Source organism: Streptomyces sp. GQ60 (assembly GCF_059758875.1).
In genome coordinates, this window is the sequence record NZ_JCAXEG010000014.1 from 53,989 (window position 1) to 69,735 (window position 15,747).

The following is a 15,747-nucleotide window of genomic DNA, read 5'->3' on the forward strand; positions in this document are numbered from 1 at the left end:
AGGGTTTTCCCCGTATCGCGTTCATCCCCGCTTTGCCTACTGTCTGCCCACCGGCGATCTTCCCCGTCCGAACAGCCCCCGCGCCAACCCCACATGGCGTGAAGCTCTGGGTCGGTCTTCGCCGGTGCCACCGTTGCCCAGCCCCGACGCTGCGGCGGGCGACGACGTGGTGTGCAGCAGCGGTGACCGGGCGGGCTTGACCAGCCTGTTCCGGTCCCGCGGCCGCCGGTCAACCTCCCACACTGCACCAACCGGCCGTCCCGGCTCGTTCTGTGGCGGCCCGCGAAAGGGAACACCGTGCACGCATCCAGTCGACGCAGGCTCATATCCGTGGTGGCGATGTCCGTCACCCTGCTCGCCGGCACCGCCACCACCTCCCTGGCGCTGTCCGCGGCGGATCCCGCCCCCGGCTCGCAGACCCTCCCGGCCGCTGGCGCCCCCGCTGCCGCCGCCCCCGTCGAGAACCTCATCGTCGGATACAAGTCTTCGGCCGCCGAGGCGGGCTCGAACACCGCCGCCGCCGCCGATGTGCAGGCCAAGGGCAAGAAGGCCGCGAAGAAGGCCACCTTCGAGCGCCGCCTCGGAACCGGAGCCGCCCTCGTCAACCTCGGTGCCCCGGCCGACGCGGCCGCCGTCATGGCACAGTTCCGCGCCGACCCCGACGTCGCCTACGTCGAGGTCGACTCCCGTGCGTACGCACTCGCCGTCACCCCCAACGACACCGAGTACGCCAAGCAGTGGGACCTCTTCGAGCCCACCGCCGGCATGAACGTTCCGGCTGCCTGGGACAAGACCACCGGTTCCGGCGTCACGGTCGCCGTGATCGACACCGGCTACGTCGCCCACTCCGACCTGGCCGCCAACGTGGTCGCGGGCTACGACTTCATCGCCAGCTCCACCGCTGCCCGTGACGGCAACGGCCGCGACAACAACCCCGCCGACCAGGGTGACTGGAGCGCGGCCGGCGAGTGCGGCACCGGCTCCAAGGCCAGTGACTCCTCCTGGCACGGCACCCACGTCGCCGGCACCATCGCCGCCGCCACGAGCAACTCCAAGGGCATCGCCGGCATCGCGTACGGCGCGAAGATCCAGCCCATCCGCGTGCTCGGCAAGTGCGGCGGTGCCACCTCGGACATCGTCGACGCCATCACCTGGGCCTCCGGCGGCACCGTCTCGGGCATCCCGGCGAACGCCACCCCCGCCAAGGTGATCAACATGTCGCTCGGCGGCTCGGGCGCCTGCACCGCCACGTACCAGAACGCGATCAACGCCGCCGTCGGCCGTGGCACGACCGTCGTCGTCGCCGCCGGCAACAGCAACTCCGACGCGGCCGGCTTCTCGCCCGCCAGCTGCAACAACGTGATCAACGTCGCCGCCAGCAACCGCACCGGCGACCGCTCCTTCTACTCGAACTACGGCGCGATCATCGACGTCGCCGCCCCGGGCGGTGAGACCCGTCGCGCCACCGACACGCCCGGCACCATCACCACGCCCGAGAACGGCATCTGGTCCACCCTGAACACCGGCGCCACCACCCCCGGCGCCGAGAACTACGAGCCCTACCAGGGCACCAGCATGGCCGCCCCGCACGTCGCGGGCCTCGCCGCCCTGCTGAAGTCGGCGAACTCCGCGCTGACCCCGGCCCAGATCGAGTCCGCGATCAAGACGAACGCCCGCCCGCTGGCCGGCACCTGCACCGGCGGCTGCGGCACCGGCCTCGCCGACGCCAGTGCGGCCGTGGCCGCCGTGACCTCGACCCCGACCACCCCGGGCTTCGAGAACACGACGGACTTCGCGATCGGTGACAACACCACCGTGGAGAGCCCGGTCACCGTCACCGGCGTCACCGGCAACGCCCCGGCCACCCTCAAGGTCGGCGTGAACATCGTCCACACCTACATCGGTGACCTGAAGGTCGACCTGGTCGCCCCCGACGGCACCGTCTACACGGTGCACAACCGGACCGGCGGCAGCGCCGACAACATCAACCAGGTCTACACCGTCAACGCCTCCTCCGAGGTCGCGAACGGCACCTGGAAGCTGCGCGTCAACGACAACGCCGGCGGCGACACCGGAAAGATCGACTCCTGGAGCCTGACCTTCTGAGTCCGGCCCCCTGAGCCCGGCCTCCCGAGCCGGATCCCTGCCGCGAGCCAACTCGGCCTGACGGGGCGATAGTACGGACCAACAACCCGTCCGACCTGCCGATACACCGCGTATCGGCAGGCCGGGCGGGTTTTCCTGTCACGTGACTGAATTCTGCGTCACAATCCGGGCCCGCCGGGCATCCGACCTCGTATTGTCGCGTCTCACAGGAAGGCCACAGGGACGGGCAAGCGGAAGGCTGGTGGCTGTGCGTGGTGGTGGCGACGGGGCACGACGACACGACCGTCGGACACGGTGAACTGATCAAGGCGGTCGACCGCGCGCTGACCACGCACGGACGCGCCCTGCTCACGGGGCCCGCCGGCTCGGGCAAGACCGAGGTGCTGCGCGCCCTCACCGAGGCCGCCGCACTGCGCCACGAGACCGTGCTCCGTCTCGCCCCCGGAGCCGCGGACCGGTGGATACCCGAAGCGGCCGCCGCCGCCCTCCTCGCCTCCGTCCCGGCCGCCGCGCTGGAATGCCTCTCCGGACCGCAGCGCACCGCCATCGCCCTCCTGCGGCGGGAAACCGACGCACCCCGCGTCGGCCGCGACCACGTCGCCCTGCGCCTCGCCGTCGTCGAGGTGCTGCGCACCCTCGCCGCCCGCGGTCCCGTCCTGCTCGCGCTCGACAACGCCCAGTGGCTCGACGCGGAGAGCACCGACCTGCTCCGCTTCGCCCTGCGCCTGACCCCGCCGCAGGTACGGGTCCTCGCCGCCGAATGCGTCCAGGGCGGAACCCCGCTCTCCGAACCCCTCTGCGGACCGGACACCCCCCAGATACGGGTGCCGCCGCTCGGCACCGACGAGATCGCCGAGCTGCTGGTGCGCCGGGGCATCCCGGCCCGCCTCGCCGGCCGGATCCACCAGGCCAGCGGAGGCAACCCGCGCCTCGCCCTCGCCCTCGGCCATTCCCTCGCCGAAGCCGCCGGGTCCCGCGAGGGCGGCGCCCACCACGCCGATCCGCTGCCCGTCTCCGGCCAGGCCCGCGAGGTGGCCCGTCGGCTCCTCGGAGTCGTGCCCGCCCAGGCCCGGCGCACCCTGCTCTACGCCGCCCTCGCCGCGCGCCCCACCACCGCGCTGCTGCGCCGGGCCGGCCGCCTGGACGCGGAGGCCGAGCTCGCCGTGGCCGAGCGGGCCGCGCTGGTCACCGTAGAAGAGGACGGCACGATCCGGTTCATGGCCGGCGCCCTGCCGACCGCGCTGGCCGCCGACGCGGGCTGGCCCGAGCGCGCCGCCGGACACGCCGCGCTGGCCGCCGCCGTCGACGATCCCGTCCAGGCCGTACGCCACCGGGCGCTGGCCGTGGACGCCCCCGACCAGGCGCTCGCCGCCGAGGTCACCGAGGCCGCCGCGTCCTGCAGGCGCCGTGGCCAGCGGGCGCTGGCCGCCGAACTGGGCCTGCTCGCGGCCGACCGGACCCCCTGCCACCTGCCCGGCGAGGAGCTCGCCCGGCTGGTCGCCGCCGCCGAGGACGCGGGCTGGGCCGGCCGCGCCGACCTCGCCCGCCGCGCCACCCGCGCCGTACTCGCCCGGGACGCCTCGCCCGGCGACCGGGTGCGGGCCCGCCTCGCCGTCATCGACGCCGCCGGCCAGGCCCTCGGGGCACTCGACGAGACCTTCGCCTACGCCACGGCCGACGCCGAGGGCGACCCCGCCCTCCAGGCCGCCGTCCGGCTGCGGACCGCCTGGAAGCACAACCTCAGCGACGGCGACCCCGTCCGCTCCCGCGACGCCGCCGCGCAGGCCGGCGTCCTGGCCCGCAGCGGCGGCGACCAGGTCGCCGAAGCCATGGCGCTGACCGTACGGGCCCGCATGGGCCGCATCCTCGGGGACCCGGACGCCGAGGAGATCCTCGCCGAGGCCCTGGCCCTGCCCGCCCCCGACGTACCCCTCGGCATGCGCAACGCCCCGCAGTACCTCGCCGTCCGGCACGCCCTCTTCGACGACCGGAACGCCGACGCCCGGCGCCAGCTGCTCGTACTGCTGCCCGCCGTACGGCGCACGGGCTCCGCCGAGGACGTCTTCGAGGTGCTGCGCAGCCTCACCGAGGTGGAACTGCGCCGGGGCAGGTGCGCGGCTGCCACCGCGCACGCGCGCGACGCCCTGGAACTGACCGTCGAGGCGGGGCTCTCGCCCGGCCCCGCCTGGTACCTGACCGCGCTGGCCGAGGCCATGGGCGGAGGCTTCTCACGCGCCGCCGGATACGCCCGCCGCGGCATCCAGGCCTCCGAAGAGGAGCACGACCAGGTCTTCCTCTCCCGCGGCCTGTACGTGCTCGGCCTGGTCGAGCTGGCCACGGGCGAGGCCGCGAAGGCAGTGGTCACCCTGCGCCGCGTAGCCGAGCTGGAAGCCGCCCAGCAGGTGGTCGACCCCTCGATCCTTCGCTGGCACGGAGAACTGGCCGAAGCCCTGGTCGCCGCCGACGCGCCCGACGAGGCCGCCGAGCTGCAGGCCAGGGTCCGTACGACGGCCCTCGCGCTCGGCCGCACCAGCGTGATCGCGGCCCTCGACCGGGCCCGCGGGCTGTGCCTGTCCGCGCACGGCGACGCCGAGGCGGCCGTCGCCCTGCTGGAGGACACCGCCGAGTGCTTCGCACGTCTCGAACTGCCGGTGGAGCGGGCCCGTACGCTGCTCGCCCTGGCCCGGGTGGAACGCCGACGCCGCCGGCGCGCACCCGCCCGGGCGGCGCTGGCGGCGGCGGCCGAGGCCTTCGCCCGGGCCGGCGCGACCCCGTGGGTGGAGCTCGCGCGGGAGCCGTCGCCGTCCCCGTCCGGGAGCGAGGGCGGCGGCGGGGCCCGGCCCCTGGCCGCGCTCACGGAGGCGGAGGCCCGCCTCGCGGTGCTGGTGGCCCAGGGCGCCAGCAACCAGGAGGCGGCGGCGAAGCTCTTCGTCAGCGTGAAGACCGTGGAGGCCCGGCTGACGCGGATCTACCAGAAGCTCGACGTCCGGTCCCGGGCTCAGCTGGCCACCACGCTGCGGCTGAGCTGACCGAGGACGTGCGGGCCCGGCTCAGCAGCTCAGGTTGTTCCCCGGGGTCACGCCCAGGAGCTGGGTGAAGCTCTGGTACTTGTTGATCCGGCTCTGCACCTGCGCCGGGTTTCCGCCGTTGCACTCCAGGGCGCCGTTGATGGAGCGGATGGTCTCGCCGAAGCCGGCGCCGTTCACCATGGCGGCGTGGGCGGTCATCGTGCCGGGGCCGTTCTGCGTGTTCCAGTACCAGAGCGCCGTCTTCATCGCGACGGCCGGGTCCTGCTCCACCAGGTAGGGGTTGGCCAGGAGGTTGATGCCCAGGGCGTCGCCGGCCGCCTTGTAGTTGAAGTTCCAGCTCAACTGGATCGGTCCGCGCCCGTAGTAGGCGGCCTGCCCGGCGGGACAGCCGTAGGGCCGGCTGGAGTCGCAGTAGTGGGGGTAGTTGGCGGTGTTCTGCTCGACGATGTGCACCAGCCCGCCCGTCTCGTGCGAGACGTTGGCCAGGAAGGCCGCCGCTTCGCGCCGCTTGACGGTGTCGTCACCGGTGGTGGCGAAGCCGGGGTAGGCCGAGAGGGCCGCGACCAGGCCGTTGTAGGTGTAGAAGGGGTTCCGGTTCGGGAACATCTGGTTGAACTGGGCCTCGCTGACCACGAATCCGGAGGGGTTGGGGGTGGTCGGATCCGGGGTGGGGGTCGTTCCGCCTCCGCAGACGCCCTGGTCCGACCAGACGCCCCACTGGCCGGTGGTGCCGGGGGTCTCGCCCTGGGTCCACCACTTGGCCTGCCAGTTGTGGCCGCCGTACGAGGCGTTCGTGCCGCCGGTGTAGACGGCAGAGCTCGCCCACGCGCCGGCGCAGGCGGGCGCCGCGGCGGCGGGGGAGGAGGGGAGGGCGATCGCGAGGCCGAGGGTGACGGCCGCGGCGGCGGCCAGGGAGAGGGCGCGGCGGCGCAGGGTGGTGCGTATCACGGAAGTGCTCCTTCAGTGGGGGGAGTTGCCGTGGGGGGCAACGGACAACGGACGACTGAGCCCACTGAAGCGAGGATGGTCTGGACCTGTCAAGGTCTAGACCAAAACGAAGCGCCGGTGCGGCGCCCCGAAGGGCAGTGCACCGGCGCTTCGTTCTTGGGGTCAGCTACCGGCGGAGAGGTTGCCGGAGAGGACCGGGATGTTGTCCAGGATGTGCGAGGCGGTCTCGTCGCCCTTGGCCTGGGTGGAGTTCTCGGCGCACTGCTGGTTCTGCGGGTTGGACGCGATCGGGATGTCCTGGACGCCGACGTTGACCAGGGCCAGGACCGACTGGACGTTGACCTTGGCGGGCAGGCCGACACAGAGCTTGTTCAGGGAGCCCTGGATGGCGGACATCTGCGGGCTCATGGCGCCGGCGGTCTCCTGGTTGCCGTAGAGCTGCGAGGAGTTGTTGCCGTTGACCGTGTTGACACCGTTGTCGTTGCCGATCGCCATCGCCGGGGAGGCTACGGCGGCACCGGCACCCAGAACGGCGGCGGTGGCGGCTGCGGTGGCCATGAACTTCTTGAGCATGTGGGGGATCCTTCTTCTGTCGCACTGTCGCATGAGATAGCTGCCCTCGGCGGGACGAGCTGCTCAACTGCCGTGGACACGTGGGGTTATCACCCATCACCCGAGTGGCCCAACCTTGCACTCCACCGGTGCGGTCCGGCGTCGGCCGATTGACCCAACGCCCACCGGCGGGCGGATCCCGGTGCCCGAGTGCGCGCGTGCGCGTGCGCCCCGGGTTCGCGCCCCGTGCGGGCGCCTCAAGGAGCCCGGGGCGCCGGAGGGCGCCGACCTCGACCGGGATCCGGACCGTGTGCGGGTCCCGGATCCCGTCGAGGTCGGCTGGGGCGGTGTCGCGGCAACGCGACGCCGCCGGGGTCAGCCGGTCTTGCGGCGGACCTTCTTGTTCTTGCCCCCGGGGTTGCCGCCGGCGCCCTGGATCTTCGCCCGGCTCTGGTGCGCCTGCTGCGACTGGGCATTGGCGGCGTTCCGCTCCAGGGCCTCCTTGAACTTCCGCTTGGCCTCCTCGGCCGGCGATTCGTTCTGCGGGGTGTCTGATTCTTCTGCCATGCGTCCTCCTGGAATGTTCTGAAGCCGTTGCAGTCTGTCAGGTGGTGTTTCCCCTGGCCAACGCGTTCGGGCCATGCGGCTTCGGAGTGGTCTCAGGCGTCCTTCTCCAGGGTGGGGCGCAGTCGCTCCAGCAGGGTGTGGAGCGTCGCCCGCTCGGTGTCGTCCAGTGTGTCGAGGGCGCCGTGCGTGGCCTGCATCTCCTCGCGCACCCGTTGGATCACCGCGCGTCCCGCGTCCGTGGCCACGACGTTCTTCACCCGCCGGTCCGCGGGGTCGGGCTCGCGGCGCACCAGCTCGCGGGCCTCCAGCCGGTCCACGATGCCGGTCACGTTCGAGGCGTCGCACACCAGCAGGGTGGCGAGGCCGCGCATCGGGAGCGGGCCGTTGAGCTGGGCGAGGACCTTCGCCTGGGTGGAGGTGAGGCCGTGGTGCGCGGCGGCCGCCGCGAAATCGCGCCACTGGGCGGTGCCGATCGCGGCGAGCAGCTCCAGCAGCTCCAGCTTGGTCGGGACGGCGTGGGGGGTGGTGGCGCTCATGCTCGGAGCGTACTCAAGGTGTTTCACATTATCAACCTTTTACTTGACCACCTTAACTATTGAGGTCTACCGTCTGCTGGAGTCGAAGTACTTGATGACGTCAAACATCTGCGATCTGAAGCACTGAAAAGGTCCTCCCTGCCATGAGCCCCACCCCCTCCGCCACCACCCGGGCCGGCGGCCGGAACGAGACGGTCGTCGTCTTCGCCCTGAGCCTGGCCGCCATGGTCGTGTCGATGATGCAGACGCTGCCGGTCCCGATCCTGGGGCTGATCCGCAGCGACCTCGGCACCACCACCGCCAACGTCAGCTGGGTGACCACCGCCACCCTGCTGTCCGCCGCCGTCTTCACCCCGCTGCTGGGCCGCTTCGGCGACCAGCACGGCAAGAAGCCGACGCTCGTGGCCGTACTCGGGGTCATGGTCGCCGGATCCGTCATCGCCGCACTGGCGTCCTCGCTCCCGCTGCTGCTCCTCGGCCGGGTCCTGCAGGGCGCCGCGACCGCGATCTTCCCGCTCGCCCTCTCCGTGCTCCGCGAAGAGGTCCGCCCGCAGAAGCTCCCCGGAGCGATGGCCCTGGTCAGCGGCACCCTCGCCTTCGGCAGCGGCCTCGCGCTCGTCGCCACCGGCCTGCTGACCTCCGGCAGCGACGCCGACTACCGCAACGCCTTCTGGATGGCCACCGGCTTCGCCGTGCTCGCGCTGCTCGCCGTCGTCTTCCTGGTTCCGGCGACCCGGCACAAGACCGGCGGCCGTACGGACTTCCTCGGCGCCCTCACCCTGGGCATCGCCCTGCTGCTGCTCCTGCTGCCGATCTCCCAGGGTCACGAGTGGGGCTGGGCCTCCGGCCGCACGCTGGGCAGCTTCGCCGGCGCCGTCGTCATGACCGCCGTCTGGGTGCTCACCGAGCTCAAGGTCCGCGAGCCCCTCGTCGACATGCGGATGTTCGTCCACCGCCCGGTCCTGATGGCCAACCTGGCCGGCATCCTCGTCGGCTTCGGCATGTTCGCGAACTTCCTGGGCGTCTCCTACCTCGTCCAGATGCCCAAGGCCCTGACCGGCTACGGCTTCGACGCCTCCATCCTGCGCGCCTCCGTGGAGTTCCTGCTGCCCGGCGCGATCGTCTCGCTCCTCGCGTCGCCCGTCGGCGGGCAGCTCGTCCGCCACCGCGGGCCGCGCGCGGCCCTGACGGTGGCCGCGGCCCTCGGCGCCGCCGGCTTCGGCTGGCTGGCCCTGGACCACGGCCACAGCGCCTCGGTGATCGGCGCCGGCCTCATCGTCGGGGCGGCCGTCAGCTTCGGCTACGCGGCCATGCCGGCGGTGATCATGGCGAGCGTTCCGCACCACCAGAGCGGCATCGCCAACGGCATCAACTCGATCTCCCGCTCCACGGGCAGCGCGATCGGCAGCGCCATCGTGACCACCATCCTGGCCTCGAAGACCATCGAACACCTCCCGGCGGGAGTTCCGGCACTGCCGGCCGAATCCGGCTTCACCCTCACCTTCGCCATCGGCGCCGTGGCCTTCGGCCTGGTCGCGCTGATCAGCGGAATCGGCCTGCGCGGGGCCCACGGTCCGCGGACGGACGCCTCCGTGCCGGCTGCCGCGGGCGCCGCCGCCTTCCCGGACGCCCCGGCATCCGCCGCGAACGTGCCCGCCCGCCCGGCCGCGAAGGCCGACGCCTGACCCGCCCGTCCGCCCACCGACCCGACCCCGAGCCGCCCCCGGCCCACCGCACACCCGCGGCGGCCCGGGGGCGCTCGCGCGTGGTGTCAGCGGCCGGCTGGATAGGCTCGACCGGACCGGAGGCGCGCGTCACCGGCGCCGGAAGGGTGACATGACCAGCGAAGAAGCGATCCGGATCCTGCGGGCGGCCGAGCGACCGGCAGCCCGGTGGAAGAACGGCGGGGGAGTGACCCGCGAGATCGCCGCCGGACCCGAGGGCTCGGGGATGGACGATTTCGGCTGGCGGGTCAGCCTCGCGGAGGTCACCGCCGACGGGGCCTTCTCCGTGTTCCCCGGCGTCGACCGCACGCTCACCCTCGCGGAGGGCGCCGGCATGGACCTCGCGATCGGCGGCGTACGACGCCTGGTGGACCGGCGGTACGCGCCCCAGCGGTTCCCCGGTGACGAACCGACCGACTGCCGTCTGCTCGCCGGACCGGTGGTGAACTTCAACGTGATGTACCGCCGGGGCGTGGTGCGAGCCGACACCGCCGTCGTACGGGGCGACCTCGCGCTCGCGGTCCGCCCCGGCGAGAGCCTGCTGGTCGTCGCCCTGGAGGGGACGGCCGAGGTCGACGGATCCGCCGAACTGGGCCCGTACGACGCAGTCCTGATGACCGGAGCGTGCGAGGTCCTGCTACGGAGCTCCGGGCGCGTGGCGGTGGTCCGCCTCGGCCCGGCCCCGGCCCGGACGGAGCCCGGCCGAACCCAGTCGGCGTAGGAGGCCGTCCGCGGACTCGGACGCGGCGGGCCCGGCGCCGTCGAGTGCCCGCCCCGGCCGCGGTGACCGCCGAGGGCGGACGTGCGGCGAACTCCTGTCCGTGCGCGAAGCGTTGACAAAGTCGTCATCTGCTAGAAACCTGTGGCGCCATGGCCGCATAACTGCGATCAGATCACTCAAAAAATAAATAACGGCACGCAAGTTTGCGGCAGGCGCGGCTGCGCCGGGCCGGGTCCCCTCATGGAACAGAGGACAGCATGAGATGGAAGCAAGGCGGCCGGCTGATGGTGGCCGGCACGGTGGTCGCGGGGCTGATGTCGGTCGGACTCCTGCCCGTCACCCTCGCCGCCGCGGCGGGCGGACCCAACCTCGCCCTGGGCAAGGCGGTCACCGCGAGCGGTTCCCTCGGCGGGTACGGGGCCCCGGGAGTCAACGACGGCAACCAGGGCTCGTACTGGGAGGGCCCCTCGGGCGCCTTCCCGCAATGGGTTCAGGTGGACCTCGGCAGCAGCGTCGCCGTCGACCAGGTGGTGCTGAAGCTGCCCGCCCCGTGGGAGACGCGCACCGAGACGCTGACCGTGCAGGGCAGCACCGACGGGAACACCTTCACCACCCTGTCCGCCTCGGCGGGACGGGTGTTCAACCCCGCCCAGTCCAACGCGGTGACCATCGGGTTCAGCGCCGCGACGGTCCGCTACGTGCGGGTGGGCGTCACCGCGAACACGGGCTGGCAGGCCGCGCAGATATCCGAGCTGGAGGTGTACTCGGCCGACGGCAGCACAGACCCCGGTGATCCCGGCGACCCGGGCACACCGCCCCCCGTCGGCGTGAACCTCGCCAAGGGCAAGCCCATCGAGGCCTCCTCCACCACCCAGTCGTTCGTCGCGGCCAACGCCAACGACGACAGCGTCACCAGCTACTGGGAGGCGGGCGGCCAGCAGTCCACGCTGACCGTGAAGCTCGGCTCCAACGCCGACGTCACCGGCGTGGTCCTCAAGCTCAACCCCGACCCCGCCTGGGGCAACCGCACCCAGAGCTTCGAGGTCCTGGGCCGGGAGCAGTCGGCGAGCGGGTTCACCATCCTGAAGGCCCGCGCCGACTATGCGTTCAGCCCGGCCGGCAACCAGAACACCGTGACCGTTCCCGTCACCGGCCGCCTCGCCGAGGTCCAGCTGAAGTTTTCCGGCAACACCGGGGCCGGCGGCGGGCAGGCAGCCGAGTTCCAGGTCATCGGCGCCGCCGCCCCGAACCCCGACCTGACGGTCACGGACCTCGCCTGGTCCCCGGCCAACCCCTCCGAGAGCGACGCCGTCACGGTCAACGCGACCGTCCGCAACGCCGGTTCGGCCGCTTCCCCGGCCACCGCCGTCAACGTCAGCGTCGAAGGAGCCGTCGCGGGCAGCGCCCAGGTCGGCGCCCTCGCGGCCGGCGCCTCGGCCACCGTCCCGGTCGCCGTCGGCAAGCGGCCGATGGGCAGCTACACCGTCTCCGCCGTCGTCGACCCGGCCGGCAGCGTCCCCGAGCAGGACGACACCAACAACAGCCGTACGGCCGCCGCGAAGCTCGTCGTCGGCCAGGCGCCGGGCCCCGACCTGGAAGCCCTCTCCATCACCACCAACCCGGCCAACCCGGCCGTGGGAGCACCGGTCTCCTTCACCGTGGCCGTCCGCAACCGGGGCACCACCGCGGTGGCCGCGGGCAGCATCACCAGGCTGGTGGCCGGCTCCACCACCCTGAACGGCCCCACCCCGGCGATCGCCGCGGGCGCGACCGTCAACGTGCCGGTCAACGGGACCTGGACGGCGGTCAGCGGCGGAGCCACCCTCACCGCCACCGCCGACGGGACCGGCCTCGTCACCGAGACCAACGAGAACAACAACAGCCACTCGCGTGCCGTGGTCGTCGGCCGCGGGGCGGCGCTCCCGTACACCGAGTACGAGGCGGAGGCCGGCAGTTACACCGGCACCCTGCTGCAGAGCGACGCCGAGCGCACCTTCGGGCACACCAACTTCGCCACCGAGTCCTCGGGCCGCGAGTCCGTGCGCCTCTCCTCGACCGGCCAGTACGTGCAGTTCACCTCCACCAACCAGGCCAACTCCATCGTCGTGCGCAACTCCGTACCCGACGCCGCGAACGGCGGCGGCGCCGACGCGACGATCAGCCTGTACGTCAACGGCGGCTTCGCCCAGAAGCTGACCCTCTCCTCCAAGCACAGCTGGCTCTACGGCAGCACCGACAGCCCCGAGGGCCTGACCAACACCCCCGGCGGCGACGCCCGCAGGCTCTTCGACGAGTCCCACGCCCTGCTCGCGCAGAGCTACCCGCCCGGCACCACCTTCCGCCTCCAGCGCGACGCGGGAGACACGGCCTCGTACTACGTCATCGACCTGATCGACCTGGAGCAGGTGGCTCCGGCGGCGCCCAAGCCCGCCGAGTGCACCTCGATCACCGACTACGGCGCGATCCCGAACGACGGCATCGACGACACGCTCGCCCTCCAGAAGGCCGTGACGGCGGACCAGAACGGGCAGATCGCCTGCGTCTGGATCCCGCAGGGCCAGTGGCGCCAGGAGCAGAAGATCCTCACCGACGACCCGCTGAACCGGGGCCAGTTCAACCAGGTGGGCATCAGCAACGTCTCCATCCGCGGCGCGGGCATGTGGCACTCCCAGCTCCACACGCTGACCCAGCCGCAGGACGCCGGCGGCATCAACCACCCGCACGAGGGCAACTTCGGCTTCGAGATCGACGACAACACGCAAATTTCCGACATCGCCATCTTCGGATCCGGACGGATCCGCGGCGGTGACGGCAACGCCGAGGGCGGAGTGGGCCTCAACGGGCGCTTCGGCAAGAACACCAGAATCACCAACGTGTGGATCGAGCACGCCAACGTCGGCGTCTGGGTCGGCCGCGACTACGACAACATCCCGGCCCTCTGGGGTCCCGGCGACGGCATCGAGTTCAGCGGCATGCGGATCCGCGACACCTACGCGGACGGCATCAACTTCGCCAACGGCACCCGCAACTCCACCGTCTTCAACTCCTCCTTCCGCACGACCGGTGACGACGCCCTGGCGGTGTGGTCCAGCAAGTACGTGAAGGACCAGTCGGTGGACATCGGCCACGACAACCACTTCCGCAACAACACCATCCAGCTCCCGTGGCGGGCCAACGGCATTGCCCTGTACGGCGGGTACGGCAACACCATCGAGAACAACCTGATCTACGACACGATGAACTACCCCGGCATCATGCTGGCGACCGACCACGACCCGCTGCCCTTCTCCGGACAGACCCTGATCGCGGGCAACGGGCTCTTCCGTACCGGCGGCGCCTTCTGGAACGAGGACCAGGAGTTCGGCGCGATCACCCTGTTCCCGTCGAACCTGCCCATCCCGGGTGTCGTCATCCGCGACACCGACATCCACGACTCCACCTACGACGGGATCCAGTTCAAGACCGGCGGCGGGGTCATGCCCGACGTCGAGATCACGAACGTGACCATCGACAAGTCCAACAACGGGTCCGGGATCCTGGCCATGGGCGGGGCGCGCGGCAACGCCACCCTGACCAACGTCACCATCACCGGCTCCGCCCAGGGCAACATCCTGATCGAACCCGGATCGCAGTTCTTGATCAACGGCCGCTAGCGGCAGGCGGTTTCACCGCTTTCCGAGCTTGACCCACCTCGCCGTACCGGGGACACCCTTCGCGTCGAGGAGGAACAGCATGTAGTAACCGGGCGGGGCATCGGCCGAGGTGGCCGGCGCCCGCAGTCCGATCGTGCGGCCGCGGACACCGGTCATGCGCAGCTCCAGATGGCGCTGACTGGTGTTCACCGCGTGGGTGACGGTGGTCGGCGCCAGCAGGACGGCCCGCCGTACGCCGCCGGCCGTCGAGCTCTCCACCGAGAACTCCGCACCGTGGGCGATCTCGCCCGCCGGGACCCGGTCGAGTACGGGCCGGGCGCCCCGGTGCAGGTAGGCGGGCTCGTAGATCTCGATCGAGCCGTCCATGCCGTCCTTGATGTCCGGGTCGTTGGCGATCTGCTGGAGCTCGTCCCCGGTGACCATGACCCGGCCGTCCGGCAGCACCAGGGCGTTGGAGTGGTAGCCCCGCGGCAGCCGTTGGGCCGGCCCGAGCCTCCACCGCCCGTCCGCACCCCGCAGCTCGGTCTGGCGGAACTTCAGGTCGGCCTTCGGATTGAACGGCCCGAACCCGTAATCCCTGGTGTCCTTCGCACCGTTGACCGTGAGGAGCGTGCCGTCCGGCAGGATCAGCGTGTCGTCCTGGGTCCGGCCGAAGGCGCGCGGCCGGTCCGTGGTCCAGACGCCGCCTGAGAGCCGGTAGGTGTTCGGGTCGAGCGGGTCCCCGCCCAGCACCAGCACGGAGTCGGGTCCGTCGAACCCCGCCGGCAGCGGCACGGCGGAGCCGTACCCCCGGAAGTCGGCGGGCCGTCTGGGCAGGTCCGTACGGGTCTCCGCGCGCGGATCGAAGAGCCACTGCTGGTCCGCGTCCCGCCCCAGCCCGTAGATCATGCCGTCGCGCAGCGAGAACAGGTGCGGGTAGTCGTTGCGGAACGGCGCGTCGGAGCGCATCCGCTGCACGGACACGTCCAGCGGGATGTCGTACGGGCGCCAGGGCACCGGCAGCCCCAGCGCGGGGAACCGCTCCACCACCGGGGTGGGCGTCCCCGTGCCGCGCTCCGACTGGCCCGACATGATGATCTGGCGGCCGTCCGCGCCGGTGACCACCGACGGGTACCAACGGCCCACCGCCATGTCGCGGTTGCGGTACCAGCCCTCGGTCCAGGGGTCGAAGACGAAGGACAGCTTCGCTCCGCTGCCGCCCTTGCCGCCCGTGTTGCCGCCGAACACCCCCAGCATGCCGTTGGGCAGGAAGGAGTGCCCGGCGCAGAAGAACGGCGCCGGGCGCGGGGCATGCGTACCGTCGGGCATCAGCACGACGGGCGGGGTGACCTGCTTGAAGGCCCGCGCGCCGGTCCCCTTCGCCGGGTCCCACACGTAGGCGCGGCCCGCGTTCGCCGGGCCGGTCCTGTCCGTGGGCCCGGTCTCCTTGGTGGGATCGGTCTCCACCCGGGAGAAGGAGAAGAGCAGCACCTTGCCGGTGGGGAGCTGGGCGACGTGCACGCCGAAGTCGGGGGAGGGGAAGTACTCGGTGAAGCGTCCCGAAACGGCCTTCTCGAAAGCGGAGTTGGCCTCGCGCTGGGAGGCGGCGAGCGAGGACAGGCTCGTCGTGCGCCGGGACTGCGGGTACCCCACGGCCCCCTTGGCCGCCCGGCGCAGCTCCGCGTGGGCGCGGGCGTGGCCGGCGCCGATCACGGCGGCCTCGGCCGGGTCGGTCCCGGCTGCCGTGCCGGTCCCGCCTGCCGTGCCGGTTCCCCCGGCTCCGCCGTCGGTGTCGTGGCCCGGCGCCCCCCGCGCGGGCGTCCCGTGCCCGGGCACCCCGGCGGCGGCCGGTGGGGCCGCGAGGGCCAGGGCGCAGACGGCCGCGGTGGCGGAGAGCAGGGCGGACCGGTGCAGGCGGCGCATGGGGCTCCT

Annotated in this window: 10 protein-coding genes; 5 read left to right on the forward strand and 5 right to left on the reverse strand. The window is 72.2% G+C overall.

All coding sequences use genetic code 11. From position 1 onward, the window contains the following. The first annotated feature begins 339 nt into the window (after positions 1 to 339). Positions 340 to 2,106: a S8 family serine peptidase gene (locus AC6CKD_RS28480; protein ID WP_498331304.1), complete on the forward strand. Its 1,767-nt coding sequence runs from the start codon at positions 340 to 342 to the stop codon at positions 2,104 to 2,106. A 251-nt stretch (positions 2,107 to 2,357) separates the two neighbouring features. Next, the gene (locus AC6CKD_RS28485) at positions 2,358 to 5,135 is read left to right on the forward strand and encodes a helix-turn-helix transcriptional regulator (protein WP_498331107.1); all 2,778 of its coding nucleotides are present in this window, start codon (positions 2,358 to 2,360) and stop codon (positions 5,133 to 5,135) included. Between the two features lie 21 nt (positions 5,136 to 5,156). Here the strand turns inward: AC6CKD_RS28485 and AC6CKD_RS28490 are convergent, their stop codons facing one another. The 4 genes from AC6CKD_RS28490 to AC6CKD_RS28505 form a co-directional block, all read right to left on the reverse strand. Next, positions 5,157 to 6,068, reverse strand: a complete 912-nt coding sequence (locus AC6CKD_RS28490; protein WP_498331305.1) for a glycoside hydrolase family 19 protein — start codon at positions 6,066 to 6,068, stop codon at positions 5,157 to 5,159. A 177-nt stretch (positions 6,069 to 6,245) separates the two neighbouring features. Continuing rightward, on the reverse strand, positions 6,246 to 6,656 hold the full coding sequence (locus AC6CKD_RS28495; protein WP_498331108.1) for a rodlin: 411 nt from the start codon (positions 6,654 to 6,656) through the stop codon (positions 6,246 to 6,248). A gap of 354 nt (positions 6,657 to 7,010) precedes the next feature. Further along, a complete protein-coding gene (locus AC6CKD_RS28500; RefSeq protein WP_214948637.1) occupies positions 7,011 to 7,202 on the reverse strand; it encodes a DUF5302 domain-containing protein in 192 nt (63 codons plus the stop codon). Positions 7,203 to 7,294: 92 nt separating this feature from the next. Further along, the gene (locus AC6CKD_RS28505) at positions 7,295 to 7,738 is read right to left on the reverse strand and encodes a MarR family winged helix-turn-helix transcriptional regulator (RefSeq protein WP_498331110.1); all 444 of its coding nucleotides are present in this window, start codon (positions 7,736 to 7,738) and stop codon (positions 7,295 to 7,297) included. Positions 7,739 to 7,881: 143 nt separating this feature from the next. Here AC6CKD_RS28505 and AC6CKD_RS28510 point away from each other — a divergent pair, with 143 nt between their 5' ends. From AC6CKD_RS28510 to AC6CKD_RS28520, 3 genes are all read left to right on the forward strand, one after another. Beyond that, complete coding sequence (locus AC6CKD_RS28510) at positions 7,882 to 9,423, forward strand: MFS transporter (RefSeq protein ID WP_498331112.1); 1,542 nt, start codon at positions 7,882 to 7,884, stop codon at positions 9,421 to 9,423. Between the two features lie 151 nt (positions 9,424 to 9,574). Further along, positions 9,575 to 10,183 (forward strand): HutD/Ves family protein, encoded by a 609-nt coding sequence (locus AC6CKD_RS28515; RefSeq protein ID WP_498331114.1) that lies wholly within the window; start codon positions 9,575 to 9,577, stop codon positions 10,181 to 10,183. Positions 10,184 to 10,440: 257 nt separating this feature from the next. Beyond that, positions 10,441 to 13,836 (forward strand): CARDB domain-containing protein, encoded by a 3,396-nt coding sequence (locus AC6CKD_RS28520; RefSeq protein ID WP_498331116.1) that lies wholly within the window; start codon positions 10,441 to 10,443, stop codon positions 13,834 to 13,836. A gap of 12 nt (positions 13,837 to 13,848) precedes the next feature. Here AC6CKD_RS28520 and AC6CKD_RS28525 read toward each other — a convergent pair whose 3' ends face one another. After that, positions 13,849 to 15,738: a galactose oxidase early set domain-containing protein gene (locus AC6CKD_RS28525; RefSeq protein ID WP_498331118.1), complete on the reverse strand. Its 1,890-nt coding sequence runs from the start codon at positions 15,736 to 15,738 to the stop codon at positions 13,849 to 13,851. Between the last annotated feature and the right edge of the window lie 9 nt (positions 15,739 to 15,747).